Origin of the sequence: Thioclava dalianensis (genome assembly GCF_000715505.1) — a bacterium.
Taxonomy (GTDB): domain Bacteria; phylum Pseudomonadota; class Alphaproteobacteria; order Rhodobacterales; family Rhodobacteraceae; genus Thioclava; species Thioclava dalianensis.
The window spans coordinates 1-20,402 of the sequence record NZ_JHEH01000038.1 but is presented as its reverse complement, the minus strand read 5'-3'; the positions used below and the strand labels follow the sequence as shown (position 1 = coordinate 20,402).

At 62.6% G+C, this 20,402-nt stretch carries 19 protein-coding genes and 1 tRNA gene; 9 read left to right on the top strand and 11 right to left on the bottom strand.

Annotation, left to right across the window (positions count from 1 at the left end; genetic code table 11):
* Positions 1 to 481 precede the first annotated feature (481 nt).
* Together DL1_RS18020 and DL1_RS18015 are read right to left on the bottom strand one after the other, a co-directional pair.
* Positions 482 to 2,047, bottom strand: coding sequence for a cisplatin damage response ATP-dependent DNA ligase (locus DL1_RS18020; RefSeq protein ID WP_038068933.1), 1,566 nt, complete (start codon positions 2,045 to 2,047; stop codon positions 482 to 484).
* Positions 2,044 to 3,045 carry a ligase-associated DNA damage response exonuclease gene (locus DL1_RS18015; protein WP_038068930.1) on the bottom strand — a complete coding sequence of 334 codons (1,002 nt, stop codon included), beginning with the start codon at positions 3,043 to 3,045 and terminating at the stop codon, positions 2,044 to 2,046. Before DL1_RS18015 ends, DL1_RS18020 begins: the two co-directional genes overlap by 4 nt.
* A 159-nt stretch (positions 3,046 to 3,204) precedes the next feature.
* Here DL1_RS18015 and DL1_RS18010 point away from each other — a divergent pair, with 159 nt between their 5' ends.
* A complete protein-coding gene (locus DL1_RS18010) occupies positions 3,205 to 3,579 on the top strand; it encodes a phasin family protein (RefSeq protein WP_081856400.1) in 375 nt (124 codons plus the stop codon).
* 87 nt (positions 3,580 to 3,666) lie between these two features.
* The gene (locus tag DL1_RS18005) at positions 3,667 to 4,656 is read left to right on the top strand and encodes a cation diffusion facilitator family transporter (protein WP_074854949.1); all 990 of its coding nucleotides are present in this window, start codon (positions 3,667 to 3,669) and stop codon (positions 4,654 to 4,656) included.
* A 91-nt stretch (positions 4,657 to 4,747) separates the two neighbouring features.
* Here the strand turns inward: DL1_RS18005 and mnmA are convergent, their stop codons facing one another.
* Complete coding sequence (mnmA, locus tag DL1_RS18000) at positions 4,748 to 5,890, bottom strand: tRNA 2-thiouridine(34) synthase MnmA (RefSeq protein ID WP_038068926.1); 1,143 nt, start codon at positions 5,888 to 5,890, stop codon at positions 4,748 to 4,750.
* Between the two features lie 129 nt (positions 5,891 to 6,019).
* On the opposite strand from mnmA, the gene sciP reads away from it, so the two are divergent.
* From sciP to DL1_RS22265, 5 genes are all read left to right on the top strand, one after another.
* Entirely contained in the window at positions 6,020 to 6,298 is a 279-nt protein-coding gene (gene sciP, locus DL1_RS17995; RefSeq protein WP_038068925.1) for a CtrA inhibitor SciP, read from the top strand.
* Positions 6,299 to 6,392: 94 nt separating this feature from the next.
* Positions 6,393 to 7,106 carry a response regulator transcription factor CtrA gene (gene ctrA / locus DL1_RS17990; RefSeq protein WP_038068922.1) on the top strand — a complete coding sequence of 238 codons (714 nt, stop codon included), beginning with the start codon at positions 6,393 to 6,395 and terminating at the stop codon, positions 7,104 to 7,106.
* Positions 7,107 to 7,193: 87 nt separating this feature from the next.
* Positions 7,194 to 9,317, top strand: a complete 2,124-nt coding sequence (gene ligA, locus DL1_RS17985; RefSeq protein WP_038068920.1) for an NAD-dependent DNA ligase LigA — start codon at positions 7,194 to 7,196, stop codon at positions 9,315 to 9,317.
* Positions 9,314 to 11,404, top strand: coding sequence for an ATP-dependent DNA helicase RecG (recG, locus tag DL1_RS17980; protein WP_038068917.1), 2,091 nt, complete (start codon positions 9,314 to 9,316; stop codon positions 11,402 to 11,404). The genes ligA and recG overlap by 4 nt, the downstream gene beginning before the upstream one ends.
* Before the next feature lie 103 nt (positions 11,405 to 11,507).
* The gene (locus DL1_RS22265; protein ID WP_281244635.1) at positions 11,508 to 11,630 is read left to right on the top strand and encodes a hypothetical protein; all 123 of its coding nucleotides are present in this window, start codon (positions 11,508 to 11,510) and stop codon (positions 11,628 to 11,630) included.
* Between the two features lie 195 nt (positions 11,631 to 11,825).
* Here the strand turns inward: DL1_RS22265 and DL1_RS17975 are convergent, their stop codons facing one another.
* Positions 11,826 to 12,263 carry an iron-sulfur cluster assembly scaffold protein gene (locus tag DL1_RS17975; protein WP_038068914.1) on the bottom strand — a complete coding sequence of 146 codons (438 nt, stop codon included), beginning with the start codon at positions 12,261 to 12,263 and terminating at the stop codon, positions 11,826 to 11,828.
* 61 nt (positions 12,264 to 12,324) lie between these two features.
* On the opposite strand from DL1_RS17975, the gene hisI reads away from it, so the two are divergent.
* Entirely contained in the window at positions 12,325 to 12,687 is a 363-nt protein-coding gene (gene hisI, locus DL1_RS17970; protein WP_038068911.1) for a phosphoribosyl-AMP cyclohydrolase, read from the top strand.
* On the opposite strand, the gene gluQRS is transcribed toward hisI, so the two are convergent.
* From gluQRS to DL1_RS17940, 6 genes are all read right to left on the bottom strand, one after another.
* Positions 12,684 to 13,529, bottom strand: coding sequence for a tRNA glutamyl-Q(34) synthetase GluQRS (gene gluQRS, locus DL1_RS17965; protein ID WP_038068910.1), 846 nt, complete (start codon positions 13,527 to 13,529; stop codon positions 12,684 to 12,686). The genes hisI and gluQRS overlap by 4 nt on opposite strands.
* 1 nt (position 13,530) lies before the next feature.
* Positions 13,531 to 14,871, bottom strand: a complete 1,341-nt coding sequence (trmFO, locus tag DL1_RS17960; protein ID WP_038068909.1) for a methylenetetrahydrofolate--tRNA-(uracil(54)-C(5))-methyltransferase (FADH(2)-oxidizing) TrmFO — start codon at positions 14,869 to 14,871, stop codon at positions 13,531 to 13,533.
* A gap of 72 nt (positions 14,872 to 14,943) precedes the next feature.
* Positions 14,944 to 15,648: a hypothetical protein gene (locus DL1_RS17955; protein ID WP_038068907.1), complete on the bottom strand. Its 705-nt coding sequence runs from the start codon at positions 15,646 to 15,648 to the stop codon at positions 14,944 to 14,946.
* A gap of 61 nt (positions 15,649 to 15,709) precedes the next feature.
* On the bottom strand, positions 15,710 to 18,508 hold the full coding sequence (gyrA, locus tag DL1_RS17950; protein WP_038068906.1) for a DNA gyrase subunit A: 2,799 nt from the start codon (positions 18,506 to 18,508) through the stop codon (positions 15,710 to 15,712).
* A 140-nt stretch (positions 18,509 to 18,648) separates the two neighbouring features.
* Positions 18,649 to 19,134: a disulfide bond formation protein B gene (locus tag DL1_RS17945; RefSeq protein WP_038068905.1), complete on the bottom strand. Its 486-nt coding sequence runs from the start codon at positions 19,132 to 19,134 to the stop codon at positions 18,649 to 18,651.
* Positions 19,131 to 19,712, bottom strand: a complete 582-nt coding sequence (locus tag DL1_RS17940; protein WP_038068904.1) for a YqaA family protein — start codon at positions 19,710 to 19,712, stop codon at positions 19,131 to 19,133. Before DL1_RS17940 ends, DL1_RS17945 begins: the two co-directional genes overlap by 4 nt.
* Positions 19,713 to 19,917: 205 nt before the next feature.
* Here DL1_RS17940 and DL1_RS17935 point away from each other — a divergent pair.
* A tRNA-Leu gene (locus tag DL1_RS17935) sits at positions 19,918 to 20,001 on the top strand.
* An 81-nt stretch (positions 20,002 to 20,082) separates the two neighbouring features.
* Here the strand turns inward: DL1_RS17935 and DL1_RS21840 are convergent.
* Positions 20,083 to 20,402 (bottom strand): site-specific integrase (locus DL1_RS21840; protein ID WP_038068902.1); only part of this gene is annotated, 320 nt, incomplete at its 5' end.

Sequence of the window (20,402 nt, the reverse complement as noted above, 5' to 3'; positions counted from 1 at the left end):
GGGAGAAAAATGCCCGCCCCGTGAGGGGCGGACAGTTGGGGAGAGAGAACAGGAAGGGAACCTGCCCCCGCGGGCCGGAGAGAGAGGCTGCGGGGGCGGCTCGGTACGGGCGACCATGCCGGGATCAGAGACAGCGAGAGTAAACAACCCGGCACAGCGCATCCGTATTTCGAAGTCAGTCACACGAGATCAGATGCGAACGGATCCGCGCGTGCTTGGCAGAGACGACCCGATGGGCCTGAGTGAACGGATCCGGTCCGCAACGAGCGGCGCCAGATCCCGACCGGGATCTGCGAGAGCAAGGAAAGTGTGGTGCAGTCATCGTGTTGCTCCTTTCGCCGGACCGACACGGGTTCGAAGTCCGTGACGCTCACTTAGTACGGATCCAACTGATGCATAGATGCCGCGGTTCCTCTATTTCATTCGCCTAACGCGCTTGTGAGGGAACGTCGCGAATCCGAGAGCTTGGAGTGCGCCCAGATCACGCGGGCGGCAACAGATCCCGCAGGGTATCGATCCGGTCGGCCTCGGCTACGGGCTTGTCCCAACGGATCCGCGCAATTCGTGGAAAGCGCATCGCAAGGCCCGATTTGTGCCGGGTTGAGCGGTTGAGCCCCTCGAACGCCACTTCGACCACCAGTTCGGGCTTGAGTGAGCGCACCGGCCCGAACCGCTCGATCGTATTATGGCGCACGAAGCGGTCGAGCCGGCGCAGCTCTTCGTCGGTGAAGCCGGAATAGGCCTTGCCCACGGGCACGAGCTGCGCGCCATCCCAGACCGCGAAGGTAAAGTCGGAATAGAAGCCTGAGCGCTTGCCATGACCGCGCTGCGCGTACAGCAGCACCGCATCGATCACCATCGGGTCGCGCTTCCATTTATACCACGGCCCGCGCGGACGCCCCGCCACATAGGCACTGTCGCGGCGCTTGAGCATCACCCCCTCGATCACGGTCTCAGGCGGATCGGCTCGCAGGGCGGCCAGATCGTCCCAGCTGCGAAAGCTCAGCTGCGGCGACAGATCGAAGCGTTCGGGGGGCAGATCCGCCACCGCCCTCTCAAGCCGGGCGCGGCGCTGCGCATATGGCAGGGCGCGCAGATCCTCTCCCTCCCAGATCATCACGTCGTAAAGGCGTAAGGCCGCCGGATGGCTTTGCAGCATCGCGCGCCCGGGCGATTTGCGCCCCAGCCGCTTTTGCAGATCGCCGAACGGGGCGACATCCGCTCCGCGCCGCACCAGCAACTCGCCATCGAGCGCGCCCTCGAAGGCCATATGCGCGACAATATCGGGAAAGCTCTGCGAGATATCCTCGCCCGTGCGCGAGTAAAGCCGCCGCGTGCCTTCGTCGGAGACCGCCTGAATGCGGATACCGTCCCATTTCCATTCGGCGGCATAGTCCGACGGCTCGATCTGCGCGAGCGCCTCGGCATCGATGGGCGTCGAGAGCATCACGGGTCGGAACGGCGCGCGCGCGGCGTTGACCGGTTTCTCGCCGCCCTCGATCCAAGAAAATAGATTGAGATAGGGCGGGGCGAGCCCGTGCCAGAGCTCCTCGATCTCAGCAATCTCGGGCGCGCCAAGCTGCGAGAGCGCCACGCGCGCCAGCCGCGCCGAGACCCCCACGCGCAGACCGCCGGTTGCGAGTTTCAGCAGCGCATAGCGTTCCGACGCCTCCAGCCGATCAAGCCAACCCGCGATCAGCTCACCCGCGCGGGCCTTGGGCGCGGCTTGTAAAGTCTCGACGATCTGCGCGAGGTCGAGATCCTCGGGCGTGCCCGCCATCGGCCAGACCAGCGCAATCGTCTCGGCCAGATCGCCCACGAAGTCATAGCTCAGCGCAAACAGCTCGGGATCGACCCGCGCGCCCACCATCGCGCGCAGCACTGCCGGTTGCGCCCGCCCCAGTTCCAAATCGCCGGTCAAAGCGGCCAGCGCATAGCCGCGCTCTGGGTCGGGGGCTGTGCGCAGATAGGCGCCTAGCGCTGCGAGCTTGGCATTGCGCCCCGGAGTGAAGGCCAGCCGCTCGAGGAGCTGGGCGAAGGCTCTCATTCGGGCTCCTCCTCATAGCCCACAAGCCCCAAGGGGCGCGCCACGCGCTGATGGAGCGCGGCCCAGCGCATCAGCGCCTCTTCGCGGCCATGGGTGATCCACAGCTCGGCGGGATCGATCTCTTCGACGGTGCTTGTCAGTTCGTCCCAATCGACATGATCCGAGATTACCAGCGGCAGCTCGACCCCGCGCTGACGGGCGCGGGCGCGGATCTGCATCCAGCCCGAGGCAAAGCTGATTACCGGATCGGAGAAGCGTTGAACCCATGCGCTGCCAAAGGCTGAGGGCGGGGCGATCACGATGGCCTCTCTGAGCGCGCGGGCCTCTGTCTTGTCCATCGTGGCCGGGCGCAGATCGCCCAGCGCGATGCCCTGCGCGATGTGATAGTCGCATAAAGCCTGCAACGCGCCGTGGATATAGATCGGCGCGTCATAGCCCGCCGCACGCAGCAGCGCGATCACCCGCTGCGCCTTGCCCAGCGCATAGGCCCCGACCAGATGCGGGCGTTCGGGCTCGGATTTGACCGAGGCCAAGAGCTTGGCGATCTCGACCCGCGGATCGGGGTGGCGAAAGACCGGCAGGGCAAAGGTCGCCTCGGTGATGAAGATGTCGCAGGCCACCGGCTCGAACGGGGCGCAGCTGGGCGTTGCGCGCCGCGCGTAATCGCCCGAGGCCACGATCCGCGTGCCTTGTGCCGTCACCGCGATCTGCGCTGAGCCCAGCACGTGACCTGCGGGATGGAAGCGCACCTCCGTCTGGCCGATGCGCAACGGACCCTCATAGACCTGCCGCTGTCCGGTGAACTCCGCGCCGTAGCGGATCGCCATGATATCGAGCGTCTGGCGGGTGGCCAGCACCGCACCGTGGCCTGCGCGCGCGTGATCGGCATGGCCATGCGTGATCAGCGCCCGGGCGACGGGTCGGCTCGGGTCGATATGGAAATCGCCCAGCGGACAATACAGCCCCTCTGGGCGCGGGATCAGCAACGGTTGAGCCATCTGGAGAAGCCTAGCGCGAAATGCAGGGCGCGCCAGCTTTTGCGGCAAGCCGCATCGACCTTGGGCAAAGACACGCTTGCTCACGCAAGGGTTGTCATATGTCAAAATGGATTTACCGGTTTTATGCTATGATGAGGCGTTCAACCTTGGGAGGATGACATGGCTACCAAGAAAACTCCGTTTGGAACGTCGATGGCCGGATGCATGCCGGTGCTTGACGGCGCGGGTCTCTCGTCGATGCTCGCACCCCAGTTGCAGATGGCCGAGGCGTTGATTGCGCGCAATATCGAAACGCTCGATTTTTTGCGTGCCCGTTTCGAGCGCGACCAAGAGATGCTGGCGCGCCTGTCCGAAGAGCGCGACCCGATGCAGTCGATGAATCTGTGGAGCGCGTTCTGGCAGCGCACCATGAGCGATTACTCCAGCGAGATGACCAAGCTTGCGACCTCGGCCAGCGCGCTGGCCGAGACGGCTGTGCGCACCGCCACGCAGGAAGGTGAGGCGATGGCGCGTCAGGCCTCGGGCAAGCGCTAAGGTCTTCGGCCGGAACCTGTCGGGCCATGACGGGTTGATCCGTCGGACTGCCGCGCGCTTTGCGTGGCGGCCGTGCGGGGATGTTTCATGGCAGAGCATAGCGGCAGCACGCCGATCACGGTCTATGGCGCCTTGGCGGCCAATCTCCTGATCGCGATTGCCAAATTTGCAGCCGCCTTGTTCACCGGCAGCTCGTCCATGCTGTCGGAGGCGTTTCACTCTGTCGTCGATACCGGCAATGAGGGGCTTTTGCTTTTAGGATTGCGGCGGGCGCGCAAGCCTGCGGATGCGGCGCATCCTTTTGGCTATGGCAAAGAGCTGTATTTCTGGTCGCTCGTCGTCGCGATGCTGCTGTTTGCACTCGGCGGCGGGTTGTCGATCTATGAGGGGATCCTGCATATCCGCCATCCAGAGCCGATCCGCGAGCCCATCTGGAATTACGGTGTCTTGCTGGTGGCCTTTCTGGCCGAAGGTGTCTCTTGGGGCATTGCGATGCGCGCGCTGTTGCGGTTGCGCAAGCCCGGCGAGGGGGTGTTCAAGACTTTCCGCCGATCCAAGGATCCGTCGGTCTATATCGTCGTGGCCGAGGATACGGCCGCGCTTCTCGGGATCGTCGCGGCCGCCCTTGGTGTCTATCTGTCTGTCACCTTCCGCGCGCCGATCTTTGACGGGCTCTCCTCGCTGGTGATCGGCGGCATTCTGATCTGCGTGGCGGTGCTGCTGGTTTATGAGACCCGCGCGCTGATCCTGGGTGAGAGCGCGGATGAGGCGCTTGTGGCCTCGATGCGCGAGATCGCGCTGCGCGAAGAGGCAATCCGTGACGTCTCACGCCTGCTTACGATGCATTTCGCGCCCGATCAGGTGCTGGTCAATATTGAGGTGCAATTCGAGCCGGAGGTCAGCGCCGAGCAGATTTTCGCCTCGGTCGAGCGCGTGCAGGCGTGTATCACAGAGGCCCATCCGGAGGTCCGCAGCATTTTTCTGGAGGTCGAGGCGCTGCGGGGCAAGCAGGGCGGTTTTGAGAGCGCGGATGCCCGTCAGGTGAGCCCGGAGGGCCTTGCAGGAGCAGGCCAGTAAACGCGCGCTGCATTCAGGTCGAAACAAAGGCGCAACCGGTGGCTGCGCCTTTGTTTAATGCCTGAGATTGGCGGGACGTCTTCGAGCGTGCTCAGCCCTTATGGATCCAGCCGCCACCTAAGATCCGGCTGTCCTCCGCGTCGGGGGCGTAGAACACGCAGGCCTGACCGGGGCTCACACCTTCTTCGGGCACGATCAGCTCAACCTCGGCCTCGGTCGCGGAGATCGGGCGGATGATCGCCTCGCGCGGGGGGCGGGTGGAGCGGACCTTGACCGAGAGCGCCCATTCCTTGCGCGAGGTAAAGGGCTCATCGCCCAGCCAGTTGATCTCGCGCACCGGGATGATCCGGGTGGAGAGCGCCTCTTTCGGCCCGACGACGACGTGGCGGGTTTCGGGATCGAGCTTCACCACATAGAGCGGATCTTCCAGCCCACCGATGCCCAAGCCGCGCCGCTGGCCGATCGTGTAATGGATCACGCCGCGATGGGTGCCCAGCACATTGCCCTCCATATCGACGATGTCACCCGGATCGGCGGCCCCGGGGCGCAGCTTCTCGATGACGCTTGCATAATTCCCGTTGGGCACGAAGCAGATATCCTGACTGTCGGGCTTGTCGGCCACGGAAAGCCCGTATTTCGCAGCCAGCGCGCGCGTCTCCGCCTTTGAGGCCAGATGGCCGAGCGGGAAGCGCAGATAGGACAGTTGCTCGGGCGTGGTCGAGAACAGGAAATAGCTCTGATCGCGATTGGCGTCGGCTGCGGAATGCAGCTCGGGGCCTAGCATGCCGTCCTTGCGCTGGATGTAATGGCCTGTCGCCATGCAATCGGCATCAAGATCTTTCGCCGTCTCCAGCAGATCCTTGAACTTCACTCGCTCGTTGCAGCGAATGCAGGGCACGGGCGTGGCGCCGCCCAGATAGGCGTCGGCAAATTCGTCGATCACAGCCTCGCGGAACGTGTTTTCGTAATCGAGCACGTAATGGGGAAAACCCATCGCCTCGGCCACGCGGCGCGCATCGTGAATGTCCTGTCCGGCACAGCAGGCGCCTTTTTTGGCGAGCGCCGCACCGTGGTCGTAAAGCTGCAAGGTCACGCCCACCACATCATAGCCTTCCTCGGCCAGTTGGGCGGCCACGACAGAGCTATCGACCCCGCCCGACATGGCGACGACGACGCGGGTCTCGCCCGGCGGTTTGGCAAAGCCGAGCGAATTGAGCGGCATATCTTTGGGCATCTGAACAGTCCTTTAACCAGACCTGAGGAAATATAGGAAAATGCGCACTACTCTCAACCCTCCGTTTCACCCGTCGTTAAGGCGGTTGCTTCAAGAATATAGCGGTGAAGTGGAGAAAGGGGTGTTCTCATGTATCTCAAGAAAGTCGACGGCCCGCGGGCTGTAACCTTGGCCGATGGCTCGATCCTGACGCGCGCGGATCTGCCGCCTGTGAAAACGCGCCGCTGGGTGGCCAGCCGTAAGGCCCTGATCGTGCGGGCGCTTGCCTATGGGCTGATCTCGCGCAGCGAGTTGCTAGAGCGCTATGAGCTGTCCGATGAAGAGCTTGATCTGTGGATCGAGATGGCGGCGCGCCACGGCGTGAAAGGATTGAAGGTCACGGAGATTCAGCGCAACAGACAACTTTAGGTTGCGTCTTCACGAAAACGTGCGAAGGTAACTGTGTATTAATAAAATTATGTCATCAATTACCTGACCAAAAAATTAACGTGGAGAACCCAAGATGCGGATTTTGTTGGTTGAAGACGACCCGACAACGTCGCGCAGCATTGAGTTGATGCTGACGCATGCCAACCTCAACGTCTATTGTACCGATCTGGGCGAAGAGGGAATCGATCTTGCCAAGCTGTATGATTACGACCTGATCTTGCTGGATCTGAATCTGCCGGACATGAACGGGCATGAAGTGCTGCGTCAGTTGCGATTGTCGCGGATCGAGACGCCAATCCTCATCCTGACAGGCTCTGACGATACCGAAAACAAGATCAAAGGGTTTGGATCGGGGGCGGATGACTACATGACCAAGCCGTTCCACCGCGAAGAGCTGGTGGCACGCATTCACGCGATCATCCGGCGCTCGAAAGGGCATGCACAGTCGATCATTCGCACCGGCAAAGTCTCGGTCAATCTGGATGCCAAGACCGTTGAGGTGGATGGAAAGCCTGTGCATCTGACCGGCAAGGAATACCAGATGTTCGAGCTGTTGAGCCTGCGCAAAGGCACGACGCTGACCAAGGAAATGTTTCTCAATCATCTCTATGGCGGCATGGACGAGCCCGAGTTGAAGATCATCGACGTATTCATCTGCAAGTTGTGCAAGAAACTCTCCGATGCGACGATCGGCGAAAATTATATCGAGACCGTCTGGGGCCGGGGCTATGTGCTGCGCGATCCCGATCCCGGTGAGATGGAACGTTCGGTCGCGATGGGCGCCTGATCCCGGCGCATTGGCGTGAGGTGTTCCTGCGCTCTTTACGGCTCCCCGGCGTCGCCCTAAACCATGGGGCGTAACGAGGGGGTTCTCATGTCCGACCAGTCCGTCATCGGGATCGACAACTTGACCAAGGCACAGGCCGAGGCGGAATTGCCCGAGCTTGTTGCGCGTATCCGGGCGGCCAATACCGCCTATCACACGCAAGATGACCCGGAGCTGAGCGATTCGGAGTATGACGCGCTCAAGCGCCGCTTGCTGGCAATTGAGGCGCGCTTCCCTGAGCTGAAAGCCAAAGACAGCCCGAGCGAGTCGGTGGGCGGTCAATTGGCCGACGGGTTCGGCAAGATCACCCATGCTCAGCGGATGATGAGCCTCGCCAATGCCTTTGAGGATGCGGATATCACCGAGTTCGACAGCGGCGTGCGCAGCTTTCTGGGCCTCGCGGCAGATGCGCCGCTGGCCTATACGGCTGAGCCTAAGATCGACGGGCTGTCGCTGTCGCTGCGCTATGAGCAGGGGCGGCTGATCTATGCCGCAACGCGCGGTGACGGAAGCGTGGGCGAGAACGTCACTGAAAATGCCCGGACGATTGACGATATCCCCCAAGAGATCACTGGCGCGCCCGAGGTGCTCGAAGTGCGCGGCGAAGTCTATATGAGCCACGCCGATTTCGCGGCGCTCAACGCGCGGGCCGAGGCGGCCGGTGATAAGCGCTTTGCCAATCCGCGCAATGCCGCCGCAGGCTCGCTACGCCAGTTGGATCCCAAAATCACAGCCGCGCGCCCTTTGCGCTTCTTCGCCTATGCCTGGGGGGTGAGCTCAGAGCCGCTGGCCGAGACCCAGATCGGCGCGATTGAACTGCTCTCTGCGCTTGGTTTTTCGACCAACCCTTTGACGCTCCGCTGTGATGGGCCCGAGGAGATGCTCGCGCATTACCACCAGATCGAGGCGCAGCGCGCCGATCTGGGCTATGATATCGACGGTGTCGTCTACAAGCTCGACGATCTGGCGCTGCAGCGGCGGCTGGGCTTTCGTTCGACCACGCCGCGCTGGGCAATCGCGCATAAATTCCCCGCCGAGCTGGCCTGGACGCGGCTTGAGGCGATTGAAATTCAGGTCGGGCGCACCGGGGCGCTCTCTCCCGTGGCGCGGCTGACCCCGGTCACGGTGGGTGGCGTCGTGGTCTCCAGCGCCACACTTCATAACGAGGATTACATCGCGGGCCGTGACAGCCAAGGGGCCGAGATCCGCGGCGGCAAGGATATTCGCGTGGGCGATCTGGTGCAGGTCTACCGCGCGGGCGATGTCATTCCCAAGATCGCCGATGTCGATCTGACCCAGCGCCCGGATGATGCGGTGCGCTACGCGTTTCCCACGCAATGTCCGCGCTGCGGCTCGGACGCGATCCGCGAGGCAGGAGATGCGGTGCGGCGGTGCTCGGGCGGCCTGATCTGTCCCGCGCAGGCGGTGGAAAAGCTCAAGCATTTCGTGTCGCGCGCCGCGTTCGATATCGAGGGGCTGGGGGCCAAGCAGATCGAGGCCTTCTACGCGGATGGTTGGATCACCGAGCCCGCCGAGATTTTCACGCTGCGCGCGCGCTTCGGCGAGGGCATGAAACAGCTTAAAAACCGGGAGGGCTGGGGCGAAAAATCGGCGCGAAACCTCTTTGATGCGATTGACGAAAAACGCCATATCCCTTTGCAAAAGCTGATTTTCGCGCTCGGCATCCGGCATGTCGGCGAACAAAGCGCGGGCCTTCTGGCGACCCATTTCGGCACTTGGGAGGCGTTCGAGGCGGCGATGTCGCAGGCCGATATCGGGCAGGGCGCTGCGTGGGAGGATCTGATGTCGATCGACGGCGTGGGCGCGACGCTTGCGGCCTCGGTCGTGGCGACCTTCCATCAAGAGGCAGAGCGGGCCTCGATTGACCGGCTCGTCGCGCATCTCGAGGTCGAAGCCGCTGCAGCGCCGACCTCTGACAGCCCGGTTTCCGGCCTGACCATCGTTTTCACAGGCACGCTAGAGCGGATGACGCGGGCCGAGGCCAAGGCGCGCGCTGAAAGCCTTGGCGCGAAGGTCGCAGGCTCGGTGAGCGCCAAGACCGATCTGCTCGTGGCCGGTCCCGGCGCGGGATCGAAGGCCAAAAAGGCCGCGGATCTCGGGGTGCGGGTGATCGATGAAGACGGCTGGATCTCGCTTTCGGGCGGCGCATGAGCGGGCGGCCGGAATCGCTTTTTCCGCTCTTTGCCGGGCTCGAGACCTTGGCGGGGATCGGAGAGAAGACGGCCAAGTCCTTTGAACCCTTGGGCATTGCTGTCCCGCGCGATCTGCTTTTCACGCTGCCCCACTCGGTGATTGATCGTCGCCCCGTGCCCAGCGTGCAGGGCATTGCCTCGGGGACGGTGGTGAGCGTGGAGCTGCGCATCGATCGGCACGCGCCGGCCTCCGGGCGTGGGCGCCCCGACCGGGTGTTTTGCCATGACGGGCAGATCGAGGTCGTGCTGGTGTTCTTCCACGCGCGCGGCGACTGGCTGGCCAAGCAGATGCCTGTGGGCGCATCGAGGATCGTCTCGGGCAAGCTCGAGATCTATGATGGCGTGGCCCAGATCGTGCATCCCGACCATATCGTGCCGCCAGAGCAGGCCGATGATATCGCCCGTTTCGAGCCGATTTACCCGCTCACCGCGGGGATCAGCCAGAAGGTGATGACGAAGGCGGTGCGCTCGGCGCTGACGCTCGCGCCCGCGCTCGGGGAGTGGATCGACGGGCCGCTCAAGGCGCGCGAGGGCTGGCCGGACTGGCACGCGGCGCTCTCTGCCGCCCATGCGCCCGAGGGGCTGAGCGATGTGATGGGCACCAGCCCGGCGCGCGCGCGGTTGGCCTATGACGAACTTTTTGCCCATCAATTGACCCTCGCACTTGCGCGCAGGCAGGCTCGGCGCAAGCCCGGACGCGCGACGGTCGCGACGGGGGTGATGTCGGATAAGGTTTTGAAATCGCTTCCCTATCGTCCGACCGGCGCTCAGACTCGCGCGATTTCCGAGATCTCGGCGGATCTCGCCTCGACGCGCCGAATGAACCGGCTTTTGCAAGGCGATGTGGGCTCTGGGAAGACCTTGGTGGCGTTCATGGCGCTGTTGGCGGCGGTCGAGGCGGGCGGTCAGGGCGTGATGATGGCGCCCACCGAGATTCTGGCCCGTCAGCATCTTGAGGGATTGGCCCCGCTTGCTCAGGCGGCAGGGGTGCGGCTTGATCTGCTGACCGGTCGCGACAAGGGGGCGGAACGGGCGGCAAAGCTTACCGATCTGGCCGCCGGACGCATCGGCATTCTCGTGGGCACGCATGCGGTTTTTCAAAAGGATGTGCAGTTTCACGATCTGCGTCTGTCGGTGATCGACGAGCAGCACCGTTTCGGTGTGGCGCAGCGCATGGAGCTGGGCGCCAAGGGGCAGGCGGTCGATGTGCTGGTCATGACCGCCACGCCGATCCCGCGTTCGCTGGCGCTGGCGCAATACGGCGACATGGATGTCAGCCTGCTCGACGAGAAGCCCCCCGGACGGCAACCGGTGACCACGGCGCTCGTTGCCTCGGAGCGGCTGAGCGAGGTGGTGGCCCATCTCAAGCGCGCGGTCGCAGAGGGGCGGCAGGCCTATTGGGTGTGCCCGCTGGTCGAGGAAAGCGAGCGCGTCGATCTGATCTCTGCCGAGGACCGCTTTCGCCAGCTGCGCGCCGAGCTGGGCGACGATGTCGTGGGGCTCGTGCACGGCCAGATGCCGCCCGCGGAAAAGGATGCCGCGATGGCCGATTTCGTGGCCGGTCGCCGCGCCGTTCTGGTCGCGACGACGGTGATCGAGGTCGGCGTGAACGTGCCCAACGCGTCGATCATGGTGATCGAGCGGGCCGAGAGCTTTGGGTTGGCCCAGCTTCATCAGTTGCGCGGGCGCGTCGGGCGGGGCTCTGCGGCCTCGACCTGCCTGATGATTTATCAAGCCCCGCTAAGCGAGACGGGAGAGCGTCGGCTGCGTATTCTGCGCGAGAGCGAGGACGGCTTTCGCATCGCCGAAGAAGACCTGGCCATGCGCGGGGCAGGCGATGTGATCGGCACGGCGCAATCGGGCTTGCCACGCTTCAGAATCGCGGATCTGGAGCGGCAGGCGGGCCTTCTGGCTGTGGCGCAAAGCGACGCGCGCAAGCTACTTCTGGACGATCCCGAGCTCGCAAGCGCCCGTGGAAAAGCCGCGCGCGAACTTCTTTGGTTGATGGGGCAAGATCAGGCGATCCGCTTGAAAAATATAGGTTAAACCTCCTTCGTTCTCCTGTATGTTCTCAAATGTTCTCAAAAAGTTCTTTACAGGGCGTGAAGAATATGAGAACAAAGCAGCAACAGAGGTGAGGGAGACGAAAATGGCCCAAGAAATCAAAGCTGTGTTTGAAAGAAATCACTCGACGCTTTTGCTCGATGCGATCGGTGGAGTCGCGCTCTGCGTGAGCTTCGTCTTCGCGCTCTATTTGCCGGGCCTTTTTTAACCTCACCGGCTGTTGCCTCTGACTGCTACTGCCTCGCGCTTTCTGCTGTGCCGCTCCTGTCCCAAACATTGCGGTTGCCTGTCCCAAGGTTTTGCCTGTTGGAAAGCGCGCACTCGCCGCCGTCTCTCTTAGCGAGGGGCGGCGGCTTTTTCTTGCGCAAATGTTTGGAGAGGCCGAACAGGCGGCATGGGGGCTTCAGTGCACCCCAAGCGACTGGAGGGCGGCCAGCGTCGCGTCGGGGGCCAGCAGGATCGAGCCGTGGCGATTGGGATACTCCCGCGCTGCGGTCAGAACTTCATACTCCCCGAAAGGAGCTTGCGGGACGGGCCCGCCTTTGAGCATCGCGGCCAACTCGTCGCGCAGCCGTGCGATTTGAACATGATCGCAGCCCACCACGGCGGCACCGAAGATCGCAGCCGAGGCCTGCCCAAGCGCACAGGCATGCACGGATTGGCTATAGCCTGTGACCACGCCATCGCGCTGCGTGATCGCGACCTCGACGGTCGAGCCGCAGAGCGGCGCGCGCTTGCGAAAGGTGGCGTCGGGGGCCGCGAGCGGCTCAGTGCCCGGCATATCGGCGGCAAGGGCCAGAATGCGCTGCGAGTAGAGCTTGATCAGATCGGCGTCGCTCATGGGTTTTCCCTTCCTCCGGTCCGGGGTAGATAGGGGCACAGACCCCGGAAGGAAAGTGCAGATGCCATTTGATCCCGAAAGCCTGACCTATGACGCCAATGGGCTGATCCCCGCGATTGCGCAGGATTTTCACACCGGCGAGGTGCTGATGATGGCGTGGATGAACGCGCAAAGCATCATGAAGACACTTGAAGATGGTCATGTAACCTATTGGTCAAGGTCCAGAAAAGCACTTTGGGCAAAGGGCGAAACCTCGGGCCATCTGCAGCATCTGCGCGAGATGCGGATCGATTGCGATCGCGATTGTTTGCTGCTCTTGGTCGATCAGAAAGGCCCGGCCTGCCATACAAATCGCCGCTCGTGTTTTTACACCGCGTTGCGCGATGGCGATGAGGTCGAGATCCTGCGCCCGGTCGAAGACTAGGCCAGCGGCACGTCAAGCATGCGTCGGATATCGGCGGGGCTCACGCCGGCATCGCGGTAGGTCGACAGCGCGCGGGCATCGTCGCGCTTTGCCAGACGCTTGCCCTCAGAGTCTCTGATTAGATCGTGATGCCAATAGGTTGGCGTGGGAAGTTGAAGCAGTTTCTGAAGCAGGACATGGATCTGCGTGGCCTCGAACAGATCCGCACCACGGGTCACATGCGTGATGCCCTGTTCCGCATCATCGAGCACGACCGCTAGGTGATAGGAGCATCCCATATCGCGCCGCGCCAGCACCACGTCGCCGACCGACTCGATCAGGGCGGTGCGCGTGACCTCGTGCGGGCCTGCATGCAGGGCACCCAATTCATCGAAATGACAATCGGTTGCGGCGCGTTCCATATTCAGGCGCAGCGCAGTGTCTGGCATCGGCGCGCCGGGAGAGCGCGCCCCGGAGATCCGGCAGGTTCCGGGATAGATCAGCCCGTCCGGCCCGTAAGAGGCACCTTCCTGCGGCGCTGAGACCGCAGCCTCAATGTCGCGGCGGGTGCAATTGCAGGCGAATAGAAGATCGCGCTCCCAAAGCGTCTCAAGAGCGTTACGGTAGAGCTGCAAGCGCTCGGATTGGCGCATGACAGGGCGCTCCCAGTCCAAACCGAGCCAGTCGAGATCCCGGTAGATCTGGTCTTCCCATTGGCGGCGCGACCGGCTTTGATCGATATCCTCGATCCGCAGAAGGAATTGCCCACCGGCCTTCTTCGCCATGTCATGCGCGAGGATCGCGCTATAGGCATGGCCAAGATGCAGCGGTCCGGTGGGCGATGGCGCGAACCGGGTGATCATCTTAGCTTTGATCCGCAAGCCATTGATTAAAGGTCTCTTTGGCGCGATCCGTATAGGCTTTGTAACGGTCCTTGCGGCCCCGTCTTCCGCCCTTGGCGTCAATCGGCGGGAAGAGCCCGAAATTGACATTCATCGGCTGGAAGGTCTTGGCCTCGGCACCGCCCGTGATGTGGGTGATCAGCGCGCCCATCGCGGTGTCCGGGCCCGGGGGTGGCAATTCGCGCCCCTGCAACTCAGCTGCGGCCATACGCCCGGCCAGCAGCCCCATCGCGGCGCTTTCCACATAGCCCTCGACCCCGGTGATCTGGCCCGCAAAGCGCAGATGCGGGTGCGATTTGAGGCGCATCTGCGCATCAAGCAGCGTCGGCGAATTGAGGAACGTGTTGCGATGGATCCCGCCGAGACGCGCGAATTTCGCGTCCTGCAGGCCGGGAATCATCCGGAAAACATCGGCTTGCGCGCCATATTTCATCTTGGTCTGGAAGCCCACGATATTGTAGAGCGTCCCCAGAGCATTGTCGCGGCGCAGCTGCACGACGGCATAAGCCTTGACCTGCGGATCGTGCTCATTGGTGAGACCCACGGGCTTCATTGGGCCGTGGCGCAGCGTTTCGCGCCCGCGCTCGGCCATCACTTCAATCGGCAGACATCCGTCGAAATACCCGGCGGTTTCGCCCGCGTGGAATTCGGTTTTCTCGGCCGCCAGAAGGGCATCGATGAACGCCTCATACTGGTCCTTCGTCATCGGACAGTTGATATAGGCGGTGCGCTCGTCCTCGGTCTCGCCCTTGTCATAGCGCGACTGGCGCCACGCGATATCCATGTCGATCGTGTCGGCATAGACGATGGGGGCGATTGCATCAAAAAAGGCGAGCCGGTCCTGACCCGAGGCTTCGCGCAAGGCATCGCCTAGGGATTGCGAGGTCAGCGGACCAGTCGCAAAGATCCAGTGGCCACTTGAGGGAAGCTCTGTAATCTCTTCGGATACAAAGGAAATATTCTCATGCGCGCGCAGTTTCTCGGTCACGGCTTGCGCGAATGCCTCGCGGTCCACGGCCAGCGCACCACCTGCGGGCAAGCGATGCTCGCGGGCGGTCTGCATGATCAGACCGTCTGCGGCTCCCATCTCCCAGTGCAGCTGACCGACCGCGTTTTGCGCGTCGTCATCCGAGCGGAAGGAGTTCGAGCAGACCATCTCCGCGAAATTCCCGGTCTGGTGGGCAAAGGTTTCCACCTTTGGGCGCATCTCGTGGAGCACCACGCGGATGCCCGCATTCGCGGCCTGCCACGCCGCTTCCGATCCGGCCATTCCGCCGCCGACGATGTGAAGTTCCTGTGTCATGCTCTGCCTGTTACAAGCGAACGGGCGCGCGTGCAATCCGCGCGCCCGTTCAAGGGTTACGATAAGAGGGGCTCAGAGGCCCGGAAGCATGTCCAGAAGGCCGCGCTGAGCGAAGCTCGTGCCGGTGCCCGGACCGAAGGTCGCACGCACGCCGAGGCCGAGATAGCCTTCGGCATCCGCGTTGTCGGCGTCCAGTCGGCCGACTTCGCCATAGACGCTATAGCCCGAGGTCATCTTGTAGGTGCCGGTCACGCCGATCCGGTTGAAATCGGCAGAGCTCGGGCCGTTGAAGACATCGAGGCGCCCACCGACCGAGAACTGGTTGCTCAGCGCGTAATCGCCCGAAAGACCCACGGCTGTGCCGTCATCGTCCGAATTGGTATGCCAGATATAGCCTTGGACATTCATGAGGCCCATATCACGCCCGGCTTCAAGGCCGTAGAAGTTGAGATTGCTGCCATCTACCCGGTCGCGGCCGACAAAGGCGCCCAGCGAGGTGCCCATCATCGGGTGATAGATGCCGTGCAGCCCGAACATGCTGCCATCCCAGCCCGTGTCGCCGAAATGGTTGTAGGCCATATCGCCCTGCACGCTGAATGCGGGCGAGAAGGCGACTTCCATCGAGCCATTGGCCGTCAGTTTGGTCGCATCATTGGACGATCCGGTGAGACCCGAATAGCTGACGCCGACATTGGCCCCGCTGACTTCGGCGGCACCAGCAGCGCCTGCGGTTGCGACCGCCAATGCGGCGGCCAGTCCGATCATGTAGTGTTTCATTGCTCGTTTCCTTGCCTGTGAAAAGCCGCATCCCCGATGCGGCCATGTTTGACCCCTGGGCTTACTCTTCTGTCGGAGTATCGCCCTCAGCCGGACCGGACTCGCCTGCATTTTCAGCTGCAGCTTCTACGAGTTCGGCTTCTTCTTCATCGCCCTGATCGGCAATTCGCGCGACAGAGACGACTTCTTCTCCCTTGGCGGTGTTGAACACACGCACGCCACCCGCAGAGCGCGAGCGGAAGGAAATATCTTGCACCGGGCAGCGGATCGACTGGCCGGTCGAGGTGGCCAGCATGATCTGATCGCTCAGCTCGACGGGGAAGGAGGCCACGAGCATGCCGCCGCGCATCGCTTTGTCGATGGCGGTGACGCCTTGGCCGCCACGCCCGCGCAGCGGGTAGTCATGGCTGGAGCTGATCTTGCCCGAGCCCTTCGCGGTGATCGTCAGGATCAGATCCTCGGCCGCCGACATTTCGGCGTAACGCTCGGGGGAGAGCTGCCCCTCGGCCACGGCCTCTTCCTCCTCGTCGGGCTCTTCCTCTTCGGTGAGGCCCGCCATCAGGCGACGCTGTTTGAGATAGGCGGCGCGCTCCTCGGAGCTGGCCTCGAAGTGGCGGATCACCGACATCGAGACGACCTCGTCGCCCTCTTTCAGACGGATGCCGCGCACGCCCACGGAATTGCGCGAGTTGAACACCCGCACATCCGGCACGGCAAAGCGGATCGCGCGCCCGCCCGCGGTGATCAGCATGACGTCATCGTCCTCAGAGCAGATGCGCGCATTGATCAGCCGCACGCCCTCGTCCTCGAATTTCATCGCGATCTTGCCGTTGCGCATGACGTTGGTGAAATCCGACAGGCGGTTGCGGCGCACGGTGCCCGCAGAGGTCGCAAAGAAGATCTGCAGATCGTCCCAATCCTCTTCGGGGCGGTCGACCGGCATGATGGCTGCGATCGACACACCTGTCGGGATCGGCAAGATGTTGACGATGGCCTTGCCTTTGGACTGACGCGAACCCAGCGGCAGCTGCCAGCATTTCATCTTGTAGACCATGCCTTCGGTCGTGAAGAACAAAAGCGGCGTATGGGTGTTGGCGACAAACAGGGTGGTGACGGTGTCATCATCCTTGAGCGCGCCGCCCGATAGACCTTTGCCGCCGCGCTTCTGGGCGCGGAAATCGGCCAGCGGCGTGCGCTTGATATAGCCGCCTTGAGTGATGGTGACGACCATGTCCTCACGCTCGATGAGGTCTTCGTCATCCATATCACCGGCCCAGTCGATGATCTCGGTCCGGCGCGGCACGGCGAATTGCGCACGCACCTCGCGCAGTTCTTCCGAGATGATCGCCATGATCCGCTCGCGCGAGGCGAGGATAGCGAGGTAGTCGCGGATCTTGCCGGCCAGTTCGGCCAACTCATCGGTGACTTCCTTGACGCCGATCTGGGTCAGGCGTTGCAGGCGCAGATCGAGGATCGCGCGGGCCTGAGTCTCGGACAGGTTATAGGTGCCGTCCTCATTGACCGGATGCAGCGGATCATCGATCAGCTTGAGATATTCGACGATGTCATGGGCGGGCCAAGGCCGGGTCATCAGACGCTCACGCGCCTCTGCCGCATCGGCGGAGGAACGGATGGTGGCCACGACCTCATCGACATTGGTGACCGCGACGGCGAGACCGCAGAGCACATGGCTGCGCTCGCGTGCCTTGCGCAGCTCATAGGCCGTGCGGCGCGCCACAACTTCTTCGCGGAAGGTGATGAAATGGCTCAGGAAAAGCCGCAGGGTCAGCTGCTCGGGCTTGCCGCCGTTGAGCGCCAGCATGTTGCAGCCAAACGAGGTTTGCATTGGCGTGAAGCGGTAAAGCTGGTTGAGCACGACATCGGGTGTCGCGTCGCGCTTCAGCTCGATCACGACGCGCACGCCAACGCGGTCGGATTCATCGGCGATGTTGGAGATGCCTTCAAGGCGCTTGTCGCGCACCAGCTCGGCGATCTTCTCGATCATCGTGGCCTTGTTGACCTGATAGGGGATCTCGTCGAGCACGATGGCATAGCGGTCCTTGCGGACCTCTTCGATCCGGGTCTTGGCGCGGATGATGACCGAGCCACGCCCTTCGAGATAGGCTTTGCGCGCGCCGCCACGGCCCATGATCTGGGCGCCCGTCGGGAAATCGGGGGCGGGCACGAATTCCATCAGCGCTTCGTCCGAGATGTCGGGATTGTCGATCATCGCGAGGGTCGCATCGACCACTTCACCAAGGTTATGGGGCGGGATATTGGTGGCCATACCGACGGCGATACCGCCTGCGCCATTGACCAGCATATTGGGATAGCGCGCGGGCAGAACCGTCGGTTCTTGCTGCTTGCCGTCGTAGTTGTCCTGAAAATCGACCGTGTCTTTTTCGATATCGGCCAGAAGCGCGGCCGCAGGCTTGTCCATGCGCACTTCGGTATAGCGCATCGCAGCCGCGTTATCGCCATCCATCGAGCCGAAATTGCCCTGACCGTCGAGAAGCGGCAGCGACATCGAGAAGGGCTGTGCCATCCGCACCAGCGCGTCGTAGATCGCGGCGTCGCCATGCGGGTGATACTGACCCATCACATCGCCCACCGGACGGGCCGATTTGCGATAGGACTTGTCATGCGTGTTGCCGGTCTCATGCATCGCGTAGAGGATGCGCCGATGCACCGGTTTGAGCCCGTCGCGCAGGTCGGGAATCGCGCGGCTCACGATCACGCTCATCGCGTAATCGAGATAGGCGGTCTTCATCTCATCCGCGATGGAGACGGTCGGGCCCAGATAGCTCGGCCGCTGGGGCTCGTTTTCGTCGGTTTCCGGCGGTTCAGGAGTGTCGGTCACGCGCGCCTCGATGCTCTAGATATTGTTGTAACAGTTTATAGTCCCCCCAAGCGGCGGGCGCAATCGCGAAGGCCACCCGCAGCGGGCACGCCGCTCAATTGGGCGTATATTTGCGGGGGTGCTACGCGATCGGATGCCGATCAGAGGGCGGGGCGCGACTTGAGATAGGCCATCAGCCAGATCACCGCGAGCACCGCCGAGGCGATCACGTTGAGATTGGCCATGGTGACGCCAAACATTTCCCACGGAATCTCGTCGCAGCGCACCAGCGGCGCGGAATTGATCTGCGCCATCAGATCGGCCGCCGAGAGCGAGCTGTCGACCGCGCTCGAGGTGCAATCGGACGGGCCTGCGAAGATGTGACGCTCGACGCCCGAATGGTAGATCCCGAGACCCATCGTGGTGAGGGCCGCGATCATCCCCGCAAGCCCGCTCCAGCCGGGCAGGCGCAGCGCAAGGATCACAAGGCCAATTGCGATGGCCGCGGCATGGGGCCAGCGTTGCAGCAGGCACAGATGGCAGGGCGCATAGCCGAGGGCCTGAAACACGAAGGCGCTGGCCAGAACGAGCGCTGAGCCTGCAGTTGCAAGGGCGATCAGAAAGCGGGGCGTCAGAGTTTGGGTCATCCGATGAATTTCAATGCGTAAAAGCCGCCGATCAGGAGCACGACGAACAGGGTGAATAACAAACCGAGCCAGCGCTCGATGAAGATTTTGATCGGTGCGCCGAATTTCCACAAAAGGGCTGCGACCAGGAAAAAGCGCAAGGCGCGTGCCAGCACCGACACGCCAAGGAATAGCGGTGGTGAGAGATGCGTCGCACCCGAAAAGATCGTGATCACCTTATAGGGGAAAGGCGTGACCCCGGCGACCAGCACGGCCCAGCCACCCATTTCGTTGAATCTATGGGCTAATTCATTGAAGCTATCGGCCTTGCCATAGAATTGCAGGATCGGCGTGCCAATCGCATCCATGAAGCCATAGCCGATCAGATAGCCCAGACATCCGCCCGCCACGGATGCGAGTGTTGCGACCAGCGCGATCTTCCAAGCCCGCCACGGGGTGGCCAAGATCATCGGGATCATCAGCACATCTGGAGGGATCGGAAAGACCGAGGCCTCGATAAAGGCGACTGCTGCAAGAAACCACATTGCGTTGGGATGGCTCGCCTTGGCCATTGTCCAGTCATAGATACGCCGGATCATCTGCGCATGGCCTCTCTTTGGTATCGCTTATGCTTCGTGCCTGCCTCTGCGTGCAAGGTCAAGCGCTTGGGGCAGGGCGAGGCATCTAAGCGTGACGTGCTCTGTCAGATCGGGCGGCGCGGAGGAGGGTTTGTAAATTCGGCGCGAAACCTGTGATCGAGACGCTTGTCATGCGCGCGCGCTCGCGCTAGAGGATGCGAACTGGGCCCGAGTGGCGGAATGGTAGACGCAGCGGATTCAAAATCCGCCGACGCAAGTCGTGCGAGTTCGAGTCTCGCCTCGGGCACCAGTTTGAAAACATTGAATTTTCCCGACCATTTCAGATTATAGCGCTTGCGGTAAGCGGTAAGCGTTCCCAATCGCGTTCCCACTATCGCGATTCGTGCTTTGTTCGTTCCGCCAGCTTGTGCGCTGCCTTCGACATGATCTTCCTGCTCGCGCGCTTCCGATAGTAGGCCACCATCTGCGGCGATTGGTTCGTGATCGCTTGGATCTGCGCGTCGCTGCAGCCTGCCTCTGCAAGCCGCACGATTGCCAGCTTGCGCAGACCATGCAACACGTAGGGCTGCGCACGCTCGCCGAGGGTGGCGCGCCATGCCCGGAAGGCCTTCTCACCTGCGTCATAGCCGATCGGTTGAGACAGATTGCGAGGGAGGATGTGGGCGTTGTTGCAGAAGTCAGCGCTGGAAG